Source organism: Rhodoligotrophos appendicifer (genome assembly GCF_007474605.1).
GTDB classification, from domain to species: Bacteria; Pseudomonadota; Alphaproteobacteria; order Rhizobiales; family Im1; genus Rhodoligotrophos; species Rhodoligotrophos appendicifer.
The window spans coordinates 1-18376 of the sequence record NZ_VHKL01000016.1 but is presented as its reverse complement, the minus strand read 5'-3'; the positions used below and the strand labels follow the sequence as shown (position 1 = coordinate 18376).

13 protein-coding genes and 1 pseudogene are annotated in these 18376 nt (G+C 59.7%); 5 read left to right on the top strand and 9 right to left on the bottom strand.

Annotation, left to right across the window (positions count from 1 at the left end; translation table 11 throughout):
• Nucleotides 1–26: 26 nt before the first annotated feature.
• The 5 genes from FKM97_RS24445 to FKM97_RS24425 all read right to left on the bottom strand — a co-directional run bounded on the left by FKM97_RS24445 (nt 27) and on the right by FKM97_RS24425 (nt 7959).
• Nucleotides 27–2132: an FkbM family methyltransferase gene (locus tag FKM97_RS24445; protein ID WP_170241129.1), complete on the bottom strand. Its 2106-nt coding sequence runs from the start codon at nt 2130–2132 to the stop codon at nt 27–29.
• Nucleotides 2133–2148: 16 nt separating this feature from the next.
• Entirely contained in the window at nt 2149–3621 is a 1473-nt protein-coding gene (locus tag FKM97_RS24440) for a hypothetical protein (RefSeq protein ID WP_144295080.1), read from the bottom strand.
• Entirely contained in the window at nt 3621–5516 is a 1896-nt protein-coding gene (locus FKM97_RS24435) for a polysaccharide biosynthesis protein (protein ID WP_246105257.1), read from the bottom strand. The genes FKM97_RS24440 and FKM97_RS24435 overlap by 1 nt, the downstream gene beginning before the upstream one ends.
• 458 nt (nt 5517–5974) lie before the next feature.
• Nucleotides 5975–6835, bottom strand: coding sequence for a sulfotransferase family protein (locus tag FKM97_RS24430; protein ID WP_144295078.1), 861 nt, complete (start codon nt 6833–6835; stop codon nt 5975–5977).
• Entirely contained in the window at nt 6832–7959 is a 1128-nt protein-coding gene (locus tag FKM97_RS24425) for a glycosyltransferase family 4 protein (RefSeq protein ID WP_170241128.1), read from the bottom strand. Before FKM97_RS24425 ends, FKM97_RS24430 begins: the two co-directional genes overlap by 4 nt.
• A 323-nt stretch (nt 7960–8282) precedes the next feature.
• On the opposite strand from FKM97_RS24425, the gene FKM97_RS24420 reads away from it, so the two are divergent.
• Nucleotides 8283–9446: a glycosyltransferase family 4 protein gene (locus FKM97_RS24420; protein WP_246105260.1), complete on the top strand. Its 1164-nt coding sequence runs from the start codon at nt 8283–8285 to the stop codon at nt 9444–9446.
• Here FKM97_RS24420 and FKM97_RS24415 read toward each other — a convergent pair.
• Nucleotides 9366–10313 (bottom strand): lipopolysaccharide biosynthesis protein, encoded by a 948-nt coding sequence (locus tag FKM97_RS24415; RefSeq protein WP_246105256.1) that lies wholly within the window; start codon nt 10311–10313, stop codon nt 9366–9368. The two genes, FKM97_RS24420 and FKM97_RS24415, sit on opposite strands and share 81 nt — an antisense overlap.
• A 184-nt stretch (nt 10314–10497) precedes the next feature.
• Here FKM97_RS24415 and FKM97_RS24410 point away from each other — a divergent pair, with 184 nt between their 5' ends.
• Together FKM97_RS24410 and FKM97_RS24405 are read left to right on the top strand one after the other, a co-directional pair.
• Nucleotides 10498–11166, top strand: coding sequence for a response regulator transcription factor (locus tag FKM97_RS24410; RefSeq protein ID WP_144295075.1), 669 nt, complete (start codon nt 10498–10500; stop codon nt 11164–11166).
• A gap of 23 nt (nt 11167–11189) precedes the next feature.
• Nucleotides 11190–12161: a class I SAM-dependent methyltransferase gene (locus FKM97_RS24405; RefSeq protein ID WP_144295074.1), complete on the top strand. Its 972-nt coding sequence runs from the start codon at nt 11190–11192 to the stop codon at nt 12159–12161.
• A 210-nt stretch (nt 12162–12371) separates the two neighbouring features.
• Here the strand turns inward: FKM97_RS24405 and FKM97_RS24400 are convergent, their stop codons facing one another.
• Entirely contained in the window at nt 12372–12998 is a 627-nt protein-coding gene (locus FKM97_RS24400; protein ID WP_144295073.1) for an FMN-binding negative transcriptional regulator, read from the bottom strand.
• A 76-nt stretch (nt 12999–13074) separates the two neighbouring features.
• Between FKM97_RS24400 and pdxR the strand changes: the two genes are divergently transcribed.
• Nucleotides 13075–14499 carry a MocR-like pyridoxine biosynthesis transcription factor PdxR gene (gene pdxR, locus FKM97_RS24395; RefSeq protein WP_246105255.1) on the top strand — a complete coding sequence of 475 codons (1425 nt, stop codon included), beginning with the start codon at nt 13075–13077 and terminating at the stop codon, nt 14497–14499.
• Nucleotides 14500–14738: 239 nt separating this feature from the next.
• Here pdxR and mgtA read toward each other — a convergent pair whose 3' ends face one another.
• Nucleotides 14739–17357, bottom strand: a complete 2619-nt coding sequence (gene mgtA, locus FKM97_RS24390; RefSeq protein ID WP_144295072.1) for a magnesium-translocating P-type ATPase — start codon at nt 17355–17357, stop codon at nt 14739–14741.
• Nucleotides 17358–17750: 393 nt separating this feature from the next.
• Between mgtA and FKM97_RS24385 the strand changes: the two genes are divergently transcribed.
• The gene (locus tag FKM97_RS24385; protein WP_170241127.1) at nt 17751–17966 is read left to right on the top strand and encodes a DUF2924 domain-containing protein; all 216 of its coding nucleotides are present in this window, start codon (nt 17751–17753) and stop codon (nt 17964–17966) included.
• Nucleotides 17967–18176: 210 nt separating this feature from the next.
• Here FKM97_RS24385 and FKM97_RS24380 read toward each other — a convergent pair.
• A pseudogene (locus FKM97_RS24380) lies at nt 18177–18376 on the bottom strand (hypothetical protein); the annotation flags it as partial.

Below are 18376 nucleotides of genomic sequence, written 5' to 3'. Positions count from 1 at the left end.
GCTGGCCGAAATGCACCTACGAAGGCTCAATCGCCTTTCGACAGCTGCGACATCCTTCGAGCCAGTCGCTGCACATCTGCCACCTCGTCCATGTGGTTGCGCAAGTATACTTCGCGGTCTTCCTGATTGTCCGCAAGTATGGCGTCGATGGTGCTCCGCTTCAGCCGCCTGCCAAAATCTTGCGGCGCGCGGTTTCCAATTCCTGACATGATGGCGATAATCAGTTCCCCGGTCGCCGGGGTGTAGCGAGCCGAGTTCCAATACCATCTCATTTCCTGATGCGGATCGTCCCAGTCGGGAATCTCTTCTGTGGTCACGCTGTTATAGCCACTGAAATCCCAGAACTGGACGCTGGGTAGAAGTTCGGCAACCTCCGCCAAGGATCTGAGCCAAGTCTCGTATAGCGGGTAGATGCCTTTCGCGATCATGGCTTCCAGTTGACGGGCATGAATGGGTGAAACGAAAACATCGATTTTCGCATTGATGCCGACATAGCGCAGGAGCAGATCCCTGAGCATTCCAATGCGACTTGGGTCATAGTCGAAATCTGCATAATGCCAGTCCCGCACCAGGAACTCTTTGACCAGGATCTCTGTGAAAGCCTTGCGATAGTCGAATTCTCGCCCCAGGCTAACCCTCTGAAATCCGTCATCGCGAATTTGTTCTGCTACCCCGCGTATATTCTCGTAAACCGTCTGCACCGCATCGATGACGGCATCTGGCGTCATCAATGATCGTGCATATACGGCCGGCATCCAATCCCCATCGAAGCCGGATTGACTGAAATCTCGGGTACTGGTTCGATCAGCCTCAAACATGGAAAAATCGAGGCCGATGATAACCCGTGTTGGCTTGCCATTGCTGAGTTCGAAGCGACCGACGGCGCTGATTTCTGCCATTGTCGCTGCCTTCATCGCAGCGTTGTAGGCGCCGTGGCCGGCAAAGGAGGCTCCATCGGGGTTCAAGCCCATAAGCGCCGATGTGCCGCCAAGGATGATGATGTCGTAGTCTTCACGCCAGAGCTGCAATGATTTCTCAACGCGGCCGCCGCCATCCAAACGCTGCGTCTTTTCAGCGTTGAACCTTGGGATCGAGACAATGTCGGTGAGGCCATAGGGGTCCACGATCGCGACAAAGGCAACGAGAAGACCATAGGTGGCAGCGACCCCCGCGGCGAACCAGCCCAAGCGTTTGCCTGTCCTGGCCCAGACAGGCTCGCGAGGAGCTGGGCCTCTGCCGCATGCGATGCCGGAGGTCTCGCGCGGGCGCTGCTCCCAAGTTCCCATTGCTTCCCTTCGCAGGAAGACCTCGTCGTGATGGTGCTCATTTTGCGGCGAGCTGGCTGAAGAAAAGCCAAGCATTGCCAACTCAGCGGCAAGTGCTTCCGGTGTAGCGCCATAGCGCCTCAGCGATCGACGGTCGAGTTCGACGATAACCGCGACGACCGGCACCTCCTGCAAAAGGCGGCGAATGCCATGCAACACCCTCTGCTCGAAGCCCTCTACATCAATCTTGATCATCGTATTGCGGTCACCACAGAACGAAGCAATCGCCTTGAAATCAGTGGCAATGTTTACCCCGTAAACGGAGATCAGGCCTGTTGTCTCGCCCACGGCTCCAACATGATCTTTCCCGCTATGGCCTGTCGTTCCGGCGGAGAACTCCATTCGTTGTGTGACGTCTGAGACCGCCATGGGGAGCGGCAGTATATTGTGCTTTCCATTCACCCGGATATTCTGGATCAAATAGCCAAATTGTTCCGGTGAGGGCTCAAAGGCTATGACAATCCCCTCTGGCCCGACCTGTTCTGCTGCCATGAGGGAGAACAATCCGGCGTTAGCGCCGATGTCGACAAAGCACATGCCAGGACTCAGCTTCGCGATTTGCTCTGGGACTGTGTCATACCTCCCGAGAATGCACAGCTGGTTGGTTCTATCACTCGAATTGACGTGCAAGCGCACACCAAGCCGCGACATCACCACATGCCCGTCGCAAAATCGCGCAATCAATCGGAAGATTTTGCCGCGCCGCAAAGCTCTAGGGGCATGAGCTGCATAAAGCTCTAAAACATATGCTGCCACGCGCGAGATGATCGGCAGGCGCGACAGAATTCCGCGGCGCGCCCCGATCACGTTGGTTGGTTCCGGATCATGGCTTGAGCCTCGATGCTTCGAGGCTCCCAGCCAACAGGAACACAGCATTCACAAATGTAGCACTACTGATCCAATTCTCTTCGGGCCAGGCGCCGCGACCGTCTTGTCCCTTGAGGAGGTCTTCGATCCGCGCCTCAGACTCTCCACGCGAAAGCGCCTCTGGCGCAGCGGGCCAAAGGGGTGCCTGTCCGAACGGCTGTCCTTGCACGACTCTCTGCAAAACAGTGAGGGCTTCGTTGATCCCCTTCTGACCTTTCATACTGTAGTGGCTCAGGAGGTCCGACGGGTCGTAGGTCAGCCTCTCCTGATTGTCGACATACAGCGGACGGTTTGTGCCCAGCTCGTAAAATCGTGCCCAGTCGCCGTCAGCGAGTTGAACGGATCGAAGCCAGCGCGCCGCCCTCCTGGCGGCTGCTAGAAACCGCCTGTCGCCGGTGCGTTGGTAAAGCTCGAGGAGACAGGTCACCGTGCCGGCTGTCTCTCGCGAAGCCACCGCAGGGGGCTCGAACTTACGCCCCCAGACTGGCTGCATAAGTGTGTTGTAAGTCTGAGCCCATCCTTCCTGGGGGGGAGGCAGTTGCGCCTTAAGCAAAAACTCACCGGCCCTCTTTGCGGCGTCGAGATAGACCGGATCGGCGAAATATCTTTCGGCAACGAGCAAAAGATGAACCATGTCCCCAATAAGATTGTCGTTCAGGATGTAGTAAGCGTCACCGCTGGGCTTCACATATGTGCGGGACCAGTCGTCCAACGATTTTGCTTGGCGAAGGGGTGGGAGATTTTCGGTAACTGGCCGCCTGTCGAACATGACCGGCCAAGCGCCGGCGGGATACTGGGCCTCAACAAGCCGCTTCAGTCCAAAGAGGACAGTGTCGTGAACGTGCTCATCATGGCCATCGAAGAGGCTGTCGAGCCATATCAGGAATCGCAGCGCGCTTTGCGTTGTATCATCGTCGAGAAGGGTGCGGTTGCGTGACCGGTTGTCCTGAATTGCCGCGCAGTCTTCGGGAGTTAGCCGTCTTGCGCGATAGCACCATTGAGTCTGTGCTGACGGGTCCATTTCAATAGGATTCGTCCAGCCTCCCGACAACAGCTGGGTCTCGATCAGTGCACTTGCTACGTTACGCGCTGCGCCGAGCCAAGCAGCATCGCCGGTGACCTCGTAGACCCGCAAGAAAGCCGCGCCAATCGCTGGCGTTCCAGGGGGCTGCACCCATCCCTCAGTCGGGCCCACCATACCCTCGCCCCTCCGCTGACGGAGATCGGTCGAATACTTCCATACATAGGAACCCCGCACCGATAAGCCCGCATAGAACGAGGCCGCTCGAACCAGGGCTTCGTGGACCTGTGTGCTTCGTACAGCCTCATCCGCATGAGCAGGTGAGGCGAGGAAAGCGACAAACAGGCCGATCGCGATCATCGCACGCAGAGCAGATGGCCATGCTGCGACTGTAGGAAAAATGGCCATCACTGCATCACTGCGTCCTCTGAATGTTGTGGAGCGCTTCCATGGAAGTTCGGCAGGACCAGTTGCATTGCTTGGAACAGGCCGCCGCAATCGCCGCGAACAGCACTTCTTTGCAGCTGAGAAATGGTTTGCCGCAAGATTGGCAAGGGCACCGGTGAAGGCACGGCTCCAAACACTCCCGGAACCGGGGGATCTACGCGCCGCTCGGAGGAATCGAAAAGCTCCTCAAACAGCTTTTCGCCGGGACGACTGCCGATGATTTCGATTTTCACGTCGCGATCAGGAGTGAAGCCCGCAAGCCGGATCATTCGGTGAGCGATATCAATGATCCGGATAGGCTCGCCCATATCCAACACGAAAATCTCACCTTGTCCGAGTTGCTTCTCCAGCCCATAGGCGGAGGCCTGCAGCGTCAGTTCCACCGCTTCCCGGATGGTGAGGAAGAAGCGCTTCATGTCGGGATGGGTCACGGTCAGCGGCCCACCCCTGGCCAGCTGGCTTTTGAACAGCGGGATCAGCGAGCCGCTCGATCCCAGCACATTGCCGAAGCGCACCGTCATGAAGCGGGGCGCGTCCATGTCGGCCACCCCTTCCAGGTCAAGAGCTTGGCAATAAAGCTCGGCAATCCGCTTGGTTGCACCCATGACGCTCGTCGAATTCACCACCTTGTCAGTAGAAATCTGAACCATGGCCGCAACGCCCCATCGCTTGGAGGCATCAGCCACATTCACGGTGCCACAGACGTTGGTCAGCGCGCCTTCACATGGATTGAGTTCGACCATCGGCACATGTTTAAGCGCAGCAGCGTGAAATACGAGCTCAGGGCGGTAGCGAGCGAACATTTCATTCACCCGTCCAACATCGCGCACATCGCAAAGATGAGCTGCACGCGGAACACCTGAAAAACGCTCGCCGAGGTCGAGATCGATTGCATAGAGGTTGAATTCGCAGCTATCCAGAAGCGTCAGATGTGATGGCCCGAGGGCCGCTAACTGCCTGGTCAGTTCGCTGCCGATCGAACCTCCGCTCCCCGTCACCAACACGCGTCGACCGGAAACGAAACGGTGCATGGCGGCGATATCGAGGGCTTTCTGAGGCCGTTCCAGAAGGTCGGTGAGTTCGATTGGCCGCAGCTCAAACTCCTGGCGCCTCAGCGGATTTTTGAGTTCAGTCGCAGAGCTCAGGCGCGAGGCGACCATGCCATGCCCATCGGCAGCTCGAATGAGCCGCTCTGCCCTTGTTCCCTCGATCGATGAAGGCGGCAGAGTGAAGATGAGATGGCGTGGCCGCTGCCCTCTCAAGTCGAGCTCGGTGAAAACCGCCTCAAAGTCCTCCGTCGTGCCGAGAACGGGCACACCGCGCAGAAGCGAGCCGATCTCGGCGTCTGAATCGTCCAGAAATCCAACGGGCCAGTAGGTGACATTCCGATCCCGTTGCAGGGCGCGAAGATAAAGATCGGCCTCATGCCCGGCCCCCACGAGCAGTACTGGCACGAGGGGTTCCCGTCGTTCGGCCGCGCGATGCGCGATATGCCGGAAGATCTTCAGATCATCTTGGCGGAAGGACAGCCTTACAGCGGCGAGTAAGGATCCCAGAATGACGATCTCGATTGCGATCGTCGATCGTGGCACGAAGGCAAGCCGCGAGTAGAAGAACATGCCGGTGACTAACGCCAGAGACACGATCACCACCGCGCGCAGAATGCCCAGGTAATCCGGAATAGACGCATATTTCCAGTTGCGGTTATAGAGGCCGACGCAGGGAAAAGTGACAGCGCAGATCGCAGTAAATGCGACGGTGATGGCAAAGAGGGCGTGAACCCGATCCGGCTCCGCAGCTACCTCGGCCGGGCCGACCCGAAGCGCCGTGGACAAAGCGAGCGAGAAGGCACTCATACTGAGGTCCGTGACGTAGAGGTGCCGATTGCGAATTGTGGCCCGTACGACGGAGCGTAACCTGTTTCGGGCGTTGCGATAAGCTAAGCTAGCCTGTCCTTTGCCGAGCCAATGCTGAACAAGTTTGCGGCTCCTTGCTCCGTCACGGAGCGTGTCGAGAAGGTCAGGCGCGCGAGCGGGGATCAGCGTGGATGAAGCTCTTTGACCTGTGGATATGTTTTCATCGACCATGGCAAGTCATCCATGATTTTATTCTTGGTTTATATGAAGAATAAAAGCCTTAGTAGTTTAGAGAGGATCTTCGTGGATGAAATCAGGATCGATTTTCTATTTCCCTGGCGGAGAGGTCGGAAACAGGAGGTCTTACTTTGCGAAATTTCAGATGAAATGGAAGGAGCCAAACCCCCATCGGGACGTCAGTTAAACCCCCGCCGCGGTTTCGGTATCTGCGTAATCAGCTAACTGAAAATCGAGGGGCTGGCGTCGATGGATACCTTGCCTGTGAGCCAGCCCGATAAGTCGCGGCCGACGAGGCGTTCCAATTTCTCGACATCGCCCGCGTAATGCCCAGCCAGCCGTTGCTTCAGGCTCTCTGACATCATGTCATAGGAGATCTCAGCGGCCAGCATGCCGTGCAGTCGGCGAAAGAGAGGCATCTGTCGCAGCGGCGCGGCTATGGGTTTGAAAGGTTTCAGCCACCGGCGCAGCCGAGGGTCAAGCATCGGCATCGCCTTGTCCTTCACCTTACCCTCTACTGCTGGTATCTGTCCGGCGCCGCCCAAACCTAAGAACCGCCGGACCCCCGCGATATGGTCCGGAGCGTTGCTGACGACCGTTTCATAGAACGTGACATACAGCTGATCGGCGGGGAAATGGTCATAGAATGGCTTAAGCTGCTCAAAGTAAAAGCCGGCCGTTAGCAAGCGTGTGTCCTGAGACACGCGGGGATTGAGATAGGCGTCGATATCGCGGCTGACCTCCCCTCGCCGATACATCATGCAGTAATCAGAATATGCCCGATCGACTGGATTTCGGAGCTGCGCGATGAGGCGGACCTCGGGTAACGCACGCGCGATCCTGCGGGCGGCCTCTGCGTTTTCAAGGTACGAATTTGACTTCTCCCCGATGAGCCGGGGTTTTGGGAGCTTTTCGAAATGTTTGAGATACCACTGCTCCCCTCGCTGAAACTCCCGGCTGAAATAGTGGAGCTCCGGTCCGGGCATGAAGATCGCGGGATCCCGTTGCAGCGAGTGCTGAAGCCAGGTGGTCGCACTCTTGGTAGCGCCGATGATCAGAAAATCGATGTCTTCAAACGTCATGGGACATTCCACCGAACGCGATGAAGATCGCCATGCTGCCGTTCGGACAACAGCGTGCGGTAGATCTTGCACACTGCGGCCACATGCGCCGCGGTGCTGTGGGTCGCAAGCACATGAGACCGTGCCGTCGCCGTGATCTGCTGGCGGTAGCTGTCATCCGTGAGCAGCCGATGGACCGGCAGGGCAAACTCCCACGGGCGGTCCGCCGGCACCAGATTTCCCGTCACTCCGTTCTCGATCGCTTCAGGGTTGCCGCCGTGATCCGTTGCCACAACTGGCGTTTCCAGAAACATCGCCTCGATCAGCGTACGGCCGAAGGGCTCACGAACGGCCGGCACAAGCAATACATCCACGGCCTGCATCCATGGCTCCACCGGCTCCCGGAACCCCATCAGCCTCACATGGCCTTCCACGCCGAGGGCGCGGGCGCGGGCGACCACGCGTTGATCGTAATCCGGGGCTTCACTCCCGGGCACGCCGAAGAGCAGCCCCATGACCGGCAGCTCTGGATATCGCGTGACGAACGCTGCCACTGCCTCAACGAACGCAATCGGACGTTTGCGGTCAATCAAGAGACCGAAGAAGCCGAGAAACCTTGTCTCCGGCGGAACTTTCAGCGCGTCGATCAGCATAGCTCGGGCCGCGGCCCGATCGCCCAGTGCCTTGGGGTGATCGAAGGGGCTGTGAACAATGGAGAGCTTGTGTCCAAGCTGGAACACCGGCCCCTGCGGGCGCGCAAAACGTGACACGGTGATCATGTGATCGGCAAAGACCGGGGCCAGCAGATTGGCGCCAACCGCATCCGGGTCACCGCGATGGTGCCAAAGGTGGCGAGCACCCGCCCATTTTGCCGGAAGTGCCCACTGGACATGGCTGCGGCCATCATTGGTGTGCACGATATCAACCGCATGATCCGTCAAAAACCGGGCCTGTGCGCGCGCATGGCGCAGACTGCGGGCAAAAGCGCGCAGCGTATCGGCCTGCTTGCCGCGCTTTGCCAGCGCCGGACCTGGCGCCGACACATAGGCGAGCCGCCGTTGCTGGAGGTAATCGGCCACCGGTCCATCTTCCTGGTGGAGCGCGATGAGGGGCTGAATGTCGTTCGCCTCGAGGGCTTCGACCAATTTTATCGCCGAGATATGGCTTCCTCCTATCTCGTCACCGATAAATGGAAAGCACACTGTGACGGGCGAGGGGCGCATTGCGCAGCTTTCAGCTGTGGTTGGCCTCATTGGAGCGAGGGTCACGCAGTGTGGCCAGTCAGGAAATTCGGAGCTTACCGCCACCCTTCTCCTGGTGTTTGGTGAGGACGGTCGACGAAGCGGCGGCAGCGATTGCCCCACGGGGAGGTTAAGGGACCATGCGCCTCGAACTGGCCACCTCACAGCCGGTCCAACGAGAAGAGGCAGCGGGCTCGGCAGTGGCCAGGAGCCTTCCTCGGATTGTGATGGTGCTCCCCTCCCTGGGGCCGGGCGGCAGTGAGGGCGTGGTGAGCACCATTGCCAGCCGCTGGGCCGAGCGCGGCTGGAGCATTACTGTTATATCTTTGGAGGCAGCGGAGACCGCGCCTTATTACCCGCTCTCGTCACGCGTCGTATTGCGTCGCCTCGGCGTACCCGTGGACAAGAACGGTATCCTGCGTGGTACCTACAAGGCTGCAAATCGCTTGCGCCTCCTGCGTTCAGAATTCCTGAGACTCAAACCCCACCTCGTGGTGAGCTTCCTGACCCGCACCAACATCCTCTCGGTCCTGGCGGCGGCAGGGTCCGGCATTCCAGTCGTCGTGTCCGAACGCAACAATCCGGAGGCCCAGACCTTCGGGCCGATCTGGTCCCGCCTGCGCCGCCTCACATATCCCCATGCATTCGGTCTCGTCACGATGACCCACGGAGCAATGGAGTCTTTCCCACCCAAGCAACGCCGGCGCAGCTGGGTGATTCCCAATCAGGTCAATGTGCCGTCTGACATCGTACCCAAACGCAGCGGGCGGATCATCGCCGCAGTCGGACGGCTTGTGCCGCAAAAAGGCTTCGACCTTCTCCTCGAAGCTTTCGGCCAAGTGGCGCCCTACCATCCGAAATGGTCCTTGACGATCTGGGGCGAGGGCCCGGAGCGCATCAACTTGACGATGCTCCGCGACGAGCTCGGCCTATCCGACCGCGTCCGCTTCGCTGGCGTAAGCGAACGTCCAGGGTCCTGGCTCGAGACAGCGGACGTCTTTGTGCTGTCATCGCGGTATGAAGGCTGGGGCATTGTGCTCATGGAGGCCATGGCGGCCGGCCTGCCGGTAGTGTCTTTCGATTGCAAGTTCGGACCCCGTGAGATGATTTCTCATGGGGAGGACGGCCTCCTTGTCCCGGCCGGCAATGTTACGGCGCTTGCCGCCTCATTGTCGCATCTGCTCGGAGACGAAAGCCTGCGCCGCAATCTTGGCATGCAGGCCGCCCTGTCGGCCAAGCGCTTCTCCAGCGACACCGTTATGAGCGCATGGGACAAAGTGGTCGACGATGCAGTCCGCTCGCGCGGGCTATCATGGACCGCTCCTCAACGCCGAGCGGTAGACCAGATTGAGACCGACGATCCAGATCGCCGCCATCACCACATGCGCTAGAGTGGCGCCCATCGCTCCTATTAATGGGATCATCGTGAGGGCAGTCGCATGAAAGGCGATTGTCGCGCCTGCAACAATCTTCAGCACGGATGTTTGCCTTCCCATGGCCAGCAATGCGGTTCGCACGGCGCTGCCGCTAAGCGTCATGGCGACGGCAATCATCTGCACGACAGCTAACGGCGCCGCCTCCACGAAGCTTGTTCCCACTGTCCAGGAGAGGACCGGCCGAATGGCGAGCGCAGTTGCTGATATCAATGCAACACCGAACACCGCCAACATGATTTCCACCTGCAGAACGGCCCGACGAAATTCGGCGTGCAACTGCTGCGCCCATAGTCGCGCAACGTCAGGATAGAGCACAGCCTGAACCTGCACACCCAACTGCAGCACCAAGCGGCCGAGGCGTTTGGCCATGTGATAGAGGCCTGCGGCGGCGGGGCCCGCAATCAAACCAACAAAGAGCGTATCGAGCTCATTGGCGCTTGAGCGTAGCGTGAGCTCCACATTGCTGCCGATGGTGAACTGCCACAATCCCCTAAACCGCTGAGTGACGCCTACAAGTTTGGTTGCAAATAGGTGTCGCACGCCCTGACGCCGCAGTTCCCAGAAGGCGAGACCGAGGAAGACGAGTGAGCCCAGGATCTGCGTGACGCCCCACACAGCCACGAAATAGGCAAGGCTCTCATTTCGCCATAAGCCGATCAAGCAGAGGAGCAGACGCAACAGGACGCTGGCCAGCGATCCATAGGCGACAATCCTGAACCGACCCGCCAACCGCATCACAGCTGTCGGAAATCCGTTGATGCAGAACAGCAGCACCGTCGCGTAGAGAAGCACATGGGTGAGTGCTTGTTCGCTGACCCCCACCAGCTGGCTTTGATCGGCCCCGCCCGACGGAGATGCAGGATCACCATAATCATTCCGGCATCGCCGGTATGATCTCGCGGCTGGCCCCGCTTGGAGGGACGCTTTCAGTCAGGACCAGAGAAGAGGGAGGGACCCATCTCCGGGCCTCGATACCCCGACGGCGTCGGAGACCATGGGGAGCGCCATGAGCGCGCCGATCCGGACAATCATCGTTGATGATCATCCCGTTGTACTGGCAGGCGCACGCGCTCTGTTGGAAAGCTCAGACGACATCGTCTGTGTCGGCGAGGCCAGTAACGGCACCGATGCATTGGCCCTGATCGAGGCAACCAAACCTGATGTCGCAATTCTCGATGTATCTCTGCCCGATATAAACGGACTTGTGCTGACGGAGCAGATCCTCCACCGCCACAGCAACGTCCATGTTGTCATTATGACGCTGCACCACGATCGAAGCTACGTACAGCGCGCCTTGCAGTCCGGCGCTAAGGGTTTTGTGCAGAAATGCTCCGCAGGCCAAAACCTCCTGCTCGCGGTCCGCACCGTCACGCTGGGCGGTCTGTTTTTTGACCCACCCACGGCCCTGGAGATGACCTCGCCGGGAGATGCTCATGCTGCGCTAGCAAAATCAGTCGATCCTCTTGGGCTCACCGCACGGGAACAGGACGTCTTGCGTATGGTGGCCTTGGGCTTCTCCAACAAGGAGATCGCCGCCCGGGCCAATATCAGCATCAAGTCCATTGAAACTTACAAGGCGCGAGCCACTGAAAAACTCCGCCTCCATTCCCGCGCTCAGATTGTTCGCTTTGCCATTACGCATGGCTGGATGACGGATACCACAGAGGGCAGCTAGCGCGATCTTGAGGAAGCCTGGAAATGCTCGCCACACCCTCCGAATGCATGGCACTCCTGCGCTGTCCTAAGACCGGATACCCTCTTCGGCGCAGCAATGACAAGCTGGTGGCGAGCAGTTTGGAGACTGATCCGCAACCCGAATATCCGATCATCGAAGACATTCCGGTCCTCATCGACTTCCAGAATTCGGTCCTGACGGCAGACGACGTCATCGTCAACGCCGCGGCCAGTGTTGTCGAGAGGCCCCGCTACAGCGGTGTGACCGCGCACATAAAGCGGCTCCTGTCTCCACACAAATCCTCCACCAGGACCAATGTCCGCCGCCTGATCACCGAATTGGAGGAGAACCCGAATCCTTCAAGTGTGCTTATTGTGGGAGGTGGCAGCATCGGCCAGGGCATGCAACCCATTTACGACCATCCGAGGCTGACAGTTTACAGCTTTGACATCTATCGCTCGAAGCTCACTCAATTCATTGCGGATGCTCATCAAATTCCCATGCCGGAAAGCTCCGTTGATGCCGTCGTCGTCCAGGCGGTGCTGGAACATGTTCTGCAGCCCCAAATGGTGGTTGACCAGATCTGGCGGGTGCTGAAGCCACGAGGGTTGGTTTATTCAGAAACCCCTTTCATGCAGCAGGTGCATGAGGGTGCCTTTGATTTTACCCGCTTCACCGAGAGTGGACACCGCTACCTGTTCAGGGACTTCGAATGCCTCGCCTCCGGCGCCAGTGGCGGCCCGGGTCTGCAATTCATGTGGTCCATGGATTATCTGGTTCGCAGCTTGTTCCGGTCGGAGAGAGCAGGCAAGGTCGCAAAGCTCCTGTTCTTCTGGGCACAGTATCTCGACCGCCTTGTGCCCCCGTCATACGCTGTAGATGGGGCAAGCGGCGTCTTCTTTCTGGGCCGAAAATCGCTCACCCGGCTGCAACCGTCGGAGATCATACCGTATTATCGAGGAGCACAGACCACGCAAGGCAGAGAAAACCTTTAGAATGTGATCGGTTGACGCCCGCGGACGGCTCGATCGCAGCTGGCGGTGGCGCCGAGCGAGATACTGGGCGACCGCCGGCGAGGGTCCTGGCAGCGCCGTAGAAAGCCCCGGGCCAGGCGTGACGGCTACTAGGAAGGCTGCACGGAAATACACCCCGATTTGGCTCAGATCAGGCCTGGCGCGCACGCAGGAAGGAGCGGCCCGGACCGGTTACGTTCGAGGGATGAGGGAAGCCACTTCCCGGTCGGAAGCACGCTCGCTCTCCGCCAGACCCGCCGCGACCCCCGCACGATCAGCCTCGGTCCGGTTCTGGCTCATCTTGCGCTTACCTTCCATCCGCGCAACCGGCATGCGCAGCCCCACGATGCCGCGAAGCTGCGACTGAATGAAGTCCGCGGGGGCATCCGAGACCGCCCAAGGCGATGACCGCTCGCTCTCGTGGAGAGTGGTCAGACGACGGACCGCCTCCAACAATCGAGCCGGATCGTCGAAGAACTCGACCGGACCGAACACATGGACCGCAACGTAATTCCATGTCGGGACGACCTTACCGGTCACCTGCTTCGTCTCATACCATGCAGGCGTCACGTAGGCGTCCGGTCCCATGAAGACAGCCAAGCCGTCACCGATCGGCGGGAGACGCCACTGTGGATTGGCTCGAGCAAGATGACCATAGATTACGCCCCGCTCACCCTCACTCTCATCGAGAAAGAGAGGCAGAGGCGTGACCATCGGTCCTTCGGAGGTCGCGGTCACGAAGTTTGCCAGCCGTGCCGCCTGGATCGTCGCCCTCAACATCCTGGGATCGTTATCGAGAAAAGCGGGAGGGATGTACATCGCAGAGCTCCTTGCATCTGCCGAACACATGCCCACAATCTGGCAATTCGGGAATGACCAGTTTGGAGGCGTTTTTGTGGTCCAGTTTGTGAAGGACGGTATCGGCTCCAGCATCATTGCCGCGATCAAGGCTCAGATACACGATGGTCACTACAAGCCCGGCGACCGCCTGCCATCGACCCGGGCCTTCGCAGCCGAGTGGGGGACTTCCCGCACGACTGTGACAGCGGCCTACAACCAGCTCATCGCTGAAGGTTATCTCATCACCAAACCAGGTGCCCGTGCGATCGTGTCCACTGGATTGCAGCGTGCTGAGCCGGCCTCACCATCCAACGATCGAGCATCCCATCGTCTCTCGGCCTTCGCCAGCCGGTTGCTGAAGTTCCCCATTTTGCCAGCGGGACAAGCCGCCCGCATTGCTGACTTCCGCTATGGGGATCTGTCGGGAATGGATTTTCCGATGCTGGCCTGGAAGCGGGCTTTGAACAAGGCGCAACTGCGGCGCACCCCGCGATTGCGGTATGGCGATCCGCAGGGACTGGCCTCCCTGCGCGTGGCATTGCAGGGCTATCTATGGAGGTCGCGAGGGATCAACTGTACTCCAGAGCAGATCATCGTGGTGAACGGCTCGCAGCAAGGTCTCGATTTATGTGCGCGCCTCCTGCTCGATCCTGGCGATTTCTTCCTGATGGAGAACCCAGGATATCTCCTGGCACGACAGGCTTTTGTTGCTTCTGGCGGCATCGAGATATCGGTCCCGGTTGACCAGGAGGGCCTTCGAACAGACGATCTGCCTGCGGCCCGGCTTGCCTATGTAACCCCATCTCATCAGTTCCCGCTCGGGGGTGTGCTTTCAGCGACCCGCCGCAGAGCTCTTCTTGCATGGGCCAAACAGACAGGCGCGTGCATTGTCGAAGATGATTATGATGGCGAGTATCGCCACGATATCGCTCCCATTCCACCTCTCCAGACCTTGGATCCAGCCCGAGTGATCTATGTGGGAACTTGCTCGAAGACACTCTCGCCGACGCTTCGGCTCGGCTATTTAGTCGTGCCGACACCCTTGCGCCGAGCCTTCACGGACGCCAAGCGTCTGACAGATCGCCATACGCCCCACCTTGAGCAAGAGGCCTTGGCTGACGTGCTGGCGAACGGTGCCTATGATCGCCATGTGCGCCGTGTCCGACGCCGAAACGCGGAACGACGCGAGGTACTCTTAAAATCGCTGGCTGATCATCTGGGCCCGTCGATTGTGACCGAGGGCGCAGGGACTGGGCTTCATCTCGTTATCTGGTTCAAGAATTTTGCCGCCGACCGAGAAGGCGAAATTCAGGCACTATCGCATGCGGCCGGCACCGGCCTCCATCCAGTGTCGACGCTCTATCACCCCAGCGCTCCCCGACCCGCTCAGGCCGGATTCATAATGGGATATGCCGGCCTGAGCCACGACGCGATTATGCGGGGGATTGGGGCCTTGGCGACCGCCATTGCCGCGCGCTGAACTGAATGTTTGCCACGCTCTATCCCGCAATTGATGTCTTGCTGTTGAGGCCGGCTGCGGACGGGCGGCTTTTCTCTAAGCTGCGGAACAACCGCATTTTCACCGCTGCCGCTCCGGCGGCAACTCACGACCCCATCTTGGACGTTGGCAATCAATTCGCGGAACCCCAAAAGCTGCATGGCCAACTCGCAATATTGTGCTGCGGGCTCACGCCGTCCGAGGGCGCGTCAAGGGGTGAACTATTCGGGCGGATGTCGCTCTCCGTGATCCGCATCAGCGCCCCTGGATGTCGGTGTCGTCTGGGACGATGCGGTGGTCTCGGCTTGGAAGAACCACGCCTTGGCGATCTCCGTGGCCACAATGTATGCGCCGACGATCGCCACCACGGCGGTCAGTTCCGTAGCCGACAGCGGCACGAAGCCGAAGAGTCCACTGACTGCGCGGAGGAAAGGAATAGCAAAGGTGGCGGCGGCCGCCGCAAGTGTCGACCACAGAAGCAAGCGGCTGGGCGCGCTGCGGAAGACGGGTTTGTGGGTGCGCAGGACCAGAACCACCGCCAATTCCGTCAGCAGCGAGATCATGAACCATGAGGTCTGAAACAGCGCCTGTCCCGCATGGAAAACATAGAGCAGGACACCGAAGGTCAGCAGATCGAAGACCGAACTGATCAGTCCGAAAACGATCATGAAGCGCTGGATGTCCCGGAGGTTCCAGCGCTGTGGACCGGAGACGCGCTCGGGGTCCACATTGTCACTGGATATCGCAAGGGACGGAAGATCCGAGAGGAAATTGTTGAGCAGGATCTGCTTGGCCGCCAATGGCAGGAACGGCAGAAAGGGTGCGGCCAGCGCCATGCTGATCATATTGCCGAAGTTCGCGCTGGTTGTGATGGAAATGTATTTCAGCGTGTTGGCGAAGGTCCGCCGCCCGTCCTCGATGCCCTGACGCAGTACGTCTAGGTCACGGCTCAGCAGGATGATGTCAGCGCTCTCGCGCGCCACGTCGACGGCCTCTGCGACCGAGATGCCGACATCAGCGGCATGGAGTGCCGGTGCGTCATTGATGCCGTCTCCCAGGTAGCCGACAGAATGTCCGGTGCGCTGGAGGGCGCGCACGATGCGCTCCTTCTGCTGCGGATCGATCTCGACGAAAAGATCCGTGCGCGGCGCGAGGTGCCACAGCGCCTCGTCCTTCATCCCCGCCACCTCCTCGCCGGTCAGCATTGCTCCTACATCCAATCCCACGGCCTCGGCCATATGAGCGGTGACATGGCGGTTGTCGCCGCTGATCACCTTGATGGCGATGCCGAGCTGGGCGAGGTTCCGGATGGTCTGCTTTGCCTCGGGCTTGGGCGGATCGAGGAACATGAGGAAGCCCCGAAAAACCATCTCGCGCTCGTCCGCGCGGTCATAGTCAGGTTGCGCGGCAACGCTGCGCGTGGCCAGCGCCAGCACGCGAAACCCTTGCTCGCCTCTCTCCTTGAAAACCGTTTTGAGGTCTGACCGTGTGGCGGCATCCAGCATCACCTCGGTACCGTCGCGGTCAAACGTAGTACAGATGTCCAGCACCTCACCAAAAGCCCCCTTGGTGACGAACAGATGTTGGCCGGGAACATCCTTTTGAGCCACCACGATGGTCAGACGGCGGCGTACGAAGTCATAGGGGATCTCGTCGATCTTAGTCAGACCAGCGGTGCTTAGCCCGGCAGCCTCTCCAACCGCGACAATGGCGGCGTCCAGCGGGTTCTCGATGCCGGTTTCGAACGCGGCGTTTACATAGGCAAGCTGCCGCACCGCGTCCGATGGGCGATGTGTTGCATCGAGAACCTCGCACAGGACTATGGTGCCTTCGGTCAGCGTCCCGGTCTTGTCGGTGCACAGGACCGACATGCTGCCAAGGTTTTCGATCGCATCAAGGCGCCTCACGATGACGCCGCGCTTGCTCATGGCGCGAGCGCCTGCCGACAGTGTGACACTGATGATGGCCGGCAAGAGTTCCGGTGACAACCCCACCGCGAGCGCCGCGGCGAACAGGAGTGATTCCATCACCGGGCGATCGAGCAGGAAGTTCACCGTCAGAACGAAAAGGACGATGAGGACCATTACCCGCATCAGCAGATAGCCGAACTGCCTTACCCCGCGCGCGAAATCCGTCTCGGGTTGGCGCGCCCGCAACCGTGCGGCGATGGTGCCGAATTCCGTCCGCCGCCCTGTCCTTACGACCAGAACTCTGGCCGTGCCGCTGCGCACTGAGGATCCCAGAAAGACAGTATTGGTCCGCTCCGCAATGGGCGCTTGGGCAGCGATAATCCCCGGTCGCTTCTCGACGGGAAAGGACTCGCCCGTCATGCTGGCCTCGCTGACCAGGAAATCCTGTGCCTCGATCACCAGCCCGTCTGCCGGGATCAGGTTTCCTGCCGACAATAGGATGACGTCGCCCGGAACGATTTGCGACACGGGAAAGACTCGATCCATCCCGTCGCGCAGGACCCGGGATGTCAGAGTGAGGCTTCTCTTCAGTTCTTCTACCGCCGTTGAGGCGCGATATTCCTGAAAGAAACTGAGCAGCGAACTGCCCAGCACGATCGCAAGGATGATACCGGCATCGACCCATTGCTGCAGGATCAGCGAGATGGTGGCGGCAAAAACGAGGATCAGGACCAGAGGGCTTTCGAACTGCCGCAACAGCAGTCGAAAGGCGCTCAGACGCGTCGCATCTTCGACGCTGTTGGGGCCGATGGTGGCAAGCTGCGCGGCCGCTTGGCCTGAGCTGAGGCCGCCGCGCCCGCTGCCCAACGCCGCCGCCATGTCAGCGGCATCCTGGTGCCAGTAGCTTGTGTCACCCGCGGCATCGGCCATGGGAAGCCCCCACACATTGGGCGCGGGATATGCCAAACCTCCGGCACCATCTCGGCAACAGTACCGAATACTGCGCCACAGGTCGTCATGGTGCAATCCTACGCTTCAAAGTCGACGAGCGAAGAGCGTCGGCGTCATTGGGGATCCGGCCACGGGGACTGCCTGTAATACACTCCCTTATAGACGAACAGCGACCTAAGCGGAACTGCAGCTTCAGGAATCGCCAGCCCCGCCTGGTTTCGCCCTCGAACAGAGCGGTACTGTTCCCACCTTGAACGCCGCCACAGACATCGCATCGGCCCGTTACCCGGGCTCGTCTCAGTGCAAGCTTCGGATAACCTGGAGCCACAGTGTCCAGGCTTTCTGTCCGGCACCATCCGCAAGCGAATGGGGATGAAGGGCTCCAAGCTCCAACCGCTCGAAGATCGCTTGCCCCGGCTCGCGACCTGCCCCCGCGGCGAGCTCACCACCCAATGGCAGAAGATCTTTGACCATCTTCCGCCTCGGGGGGTGAAGCGGCAGGTGCTGGAGCGAGCAATCGCCTACGAGCTCCGAGCCAAGGCCTTTGGCGGCCTCAGTCGCAGATCACTGGCGTCTGAAGGCAGGTAAGGCGGGGATCAACCCGTAACTGCTCCAGCCGTCCTTCATCAGAGCAGACTGAATGGTGGGCCCGGCAGTCATACCCGAGATCAGCAGGATCAATGGGTTAGAACACAGCACGGCGGCCGCTGAGCCCGCTTACACCTGCTGATTTCTTTGGCCTTTCAGCACTTTGTTCTAACTTAAACCGGACACGACTGCCTGCAAGATTGGGCTGTTCTATTCGTGGACGTGCAAGCTCTGCTGACACGCCGCTTTGATCAAAGCAGAGTCCTGCAGCGCGGCCGCCTCCGACCAGTCCGCCCGCATCCAGACATCGCGCTCCTCCGCCGTGGTGAGGATCACCGGCATGGCTTTGGGGTGGATGGGCGCCACCTCTGCATTGGGCTCCGTGGTCAGGAAGCCATAGAGGTCGCAAC

Bases quoted from the DNA above. Each gene is read 5' to 3' on its own strand.
- FKM97_RS24440 (WP_144295080.1), bottom strand. From the start codon at position 3,621: ATGGCCATTTTTCCTACAGTCGCAGCATGGCCATCTGCTCTGCGTGCG.
- FKM97_RS24435 (WP_246105257.1), bottom strand. From the start codon at position 5,516: ATGAGTGCCTTCTCGCTCGCTTTGTCCACGGCGCTTCGGGTCGGCCCG.
- FKM97_RS24430 (WP_144295078.1), bottom strand. From the start codon at position 6,835: ATGACGTTTGAAGACATCGATTTTCTGATCATCGGCGCTACCAAGAGT.
- FKM97_RS24420 (WP_246105260.1), top strand. From the start codon at position 8,283: ATGGTGCTCCCCTCCCTGGGGCCGGGCGGCAGTGAGGGCGTGGTGAGC.
- FKM97_RS24410 (WP_144295075.1), top strand. From the start codon at position 10,498: ATGAGCGCGCCGATCCGGACAATCATCGTTGATGATCATCCCGTTGTA.
- FKM97_RS24405 (WP_144295074.1), top strand. From the start codon at position 11,190: ATGCTCGCCACACCCTCCGAATGCATGGCACTCCTGCGCTGTCCTAAG.
- FKM97_RS24400 (WP_144295073.1), bottom strand. From the start codon at position 12,998: ATGTACATCCCTCCCGCTTTTCTCGATAACGATCCCAGGATGTTGAGG.
- mgtA (WP_144295072.1), bottom strand. From the start codon at position 17,357: ATGGCCGATGCCGCGGGTGACACAAGCTACTGGCACCAGGATGCCGCT.
- FKM97_RS24385 (WP_170241127.1), top strand. From the start codon at position 17,751: ATGAAGGGCTCCAAGCTCCAACCGCTCGAAGATCGCTTGCCCCGGCTC.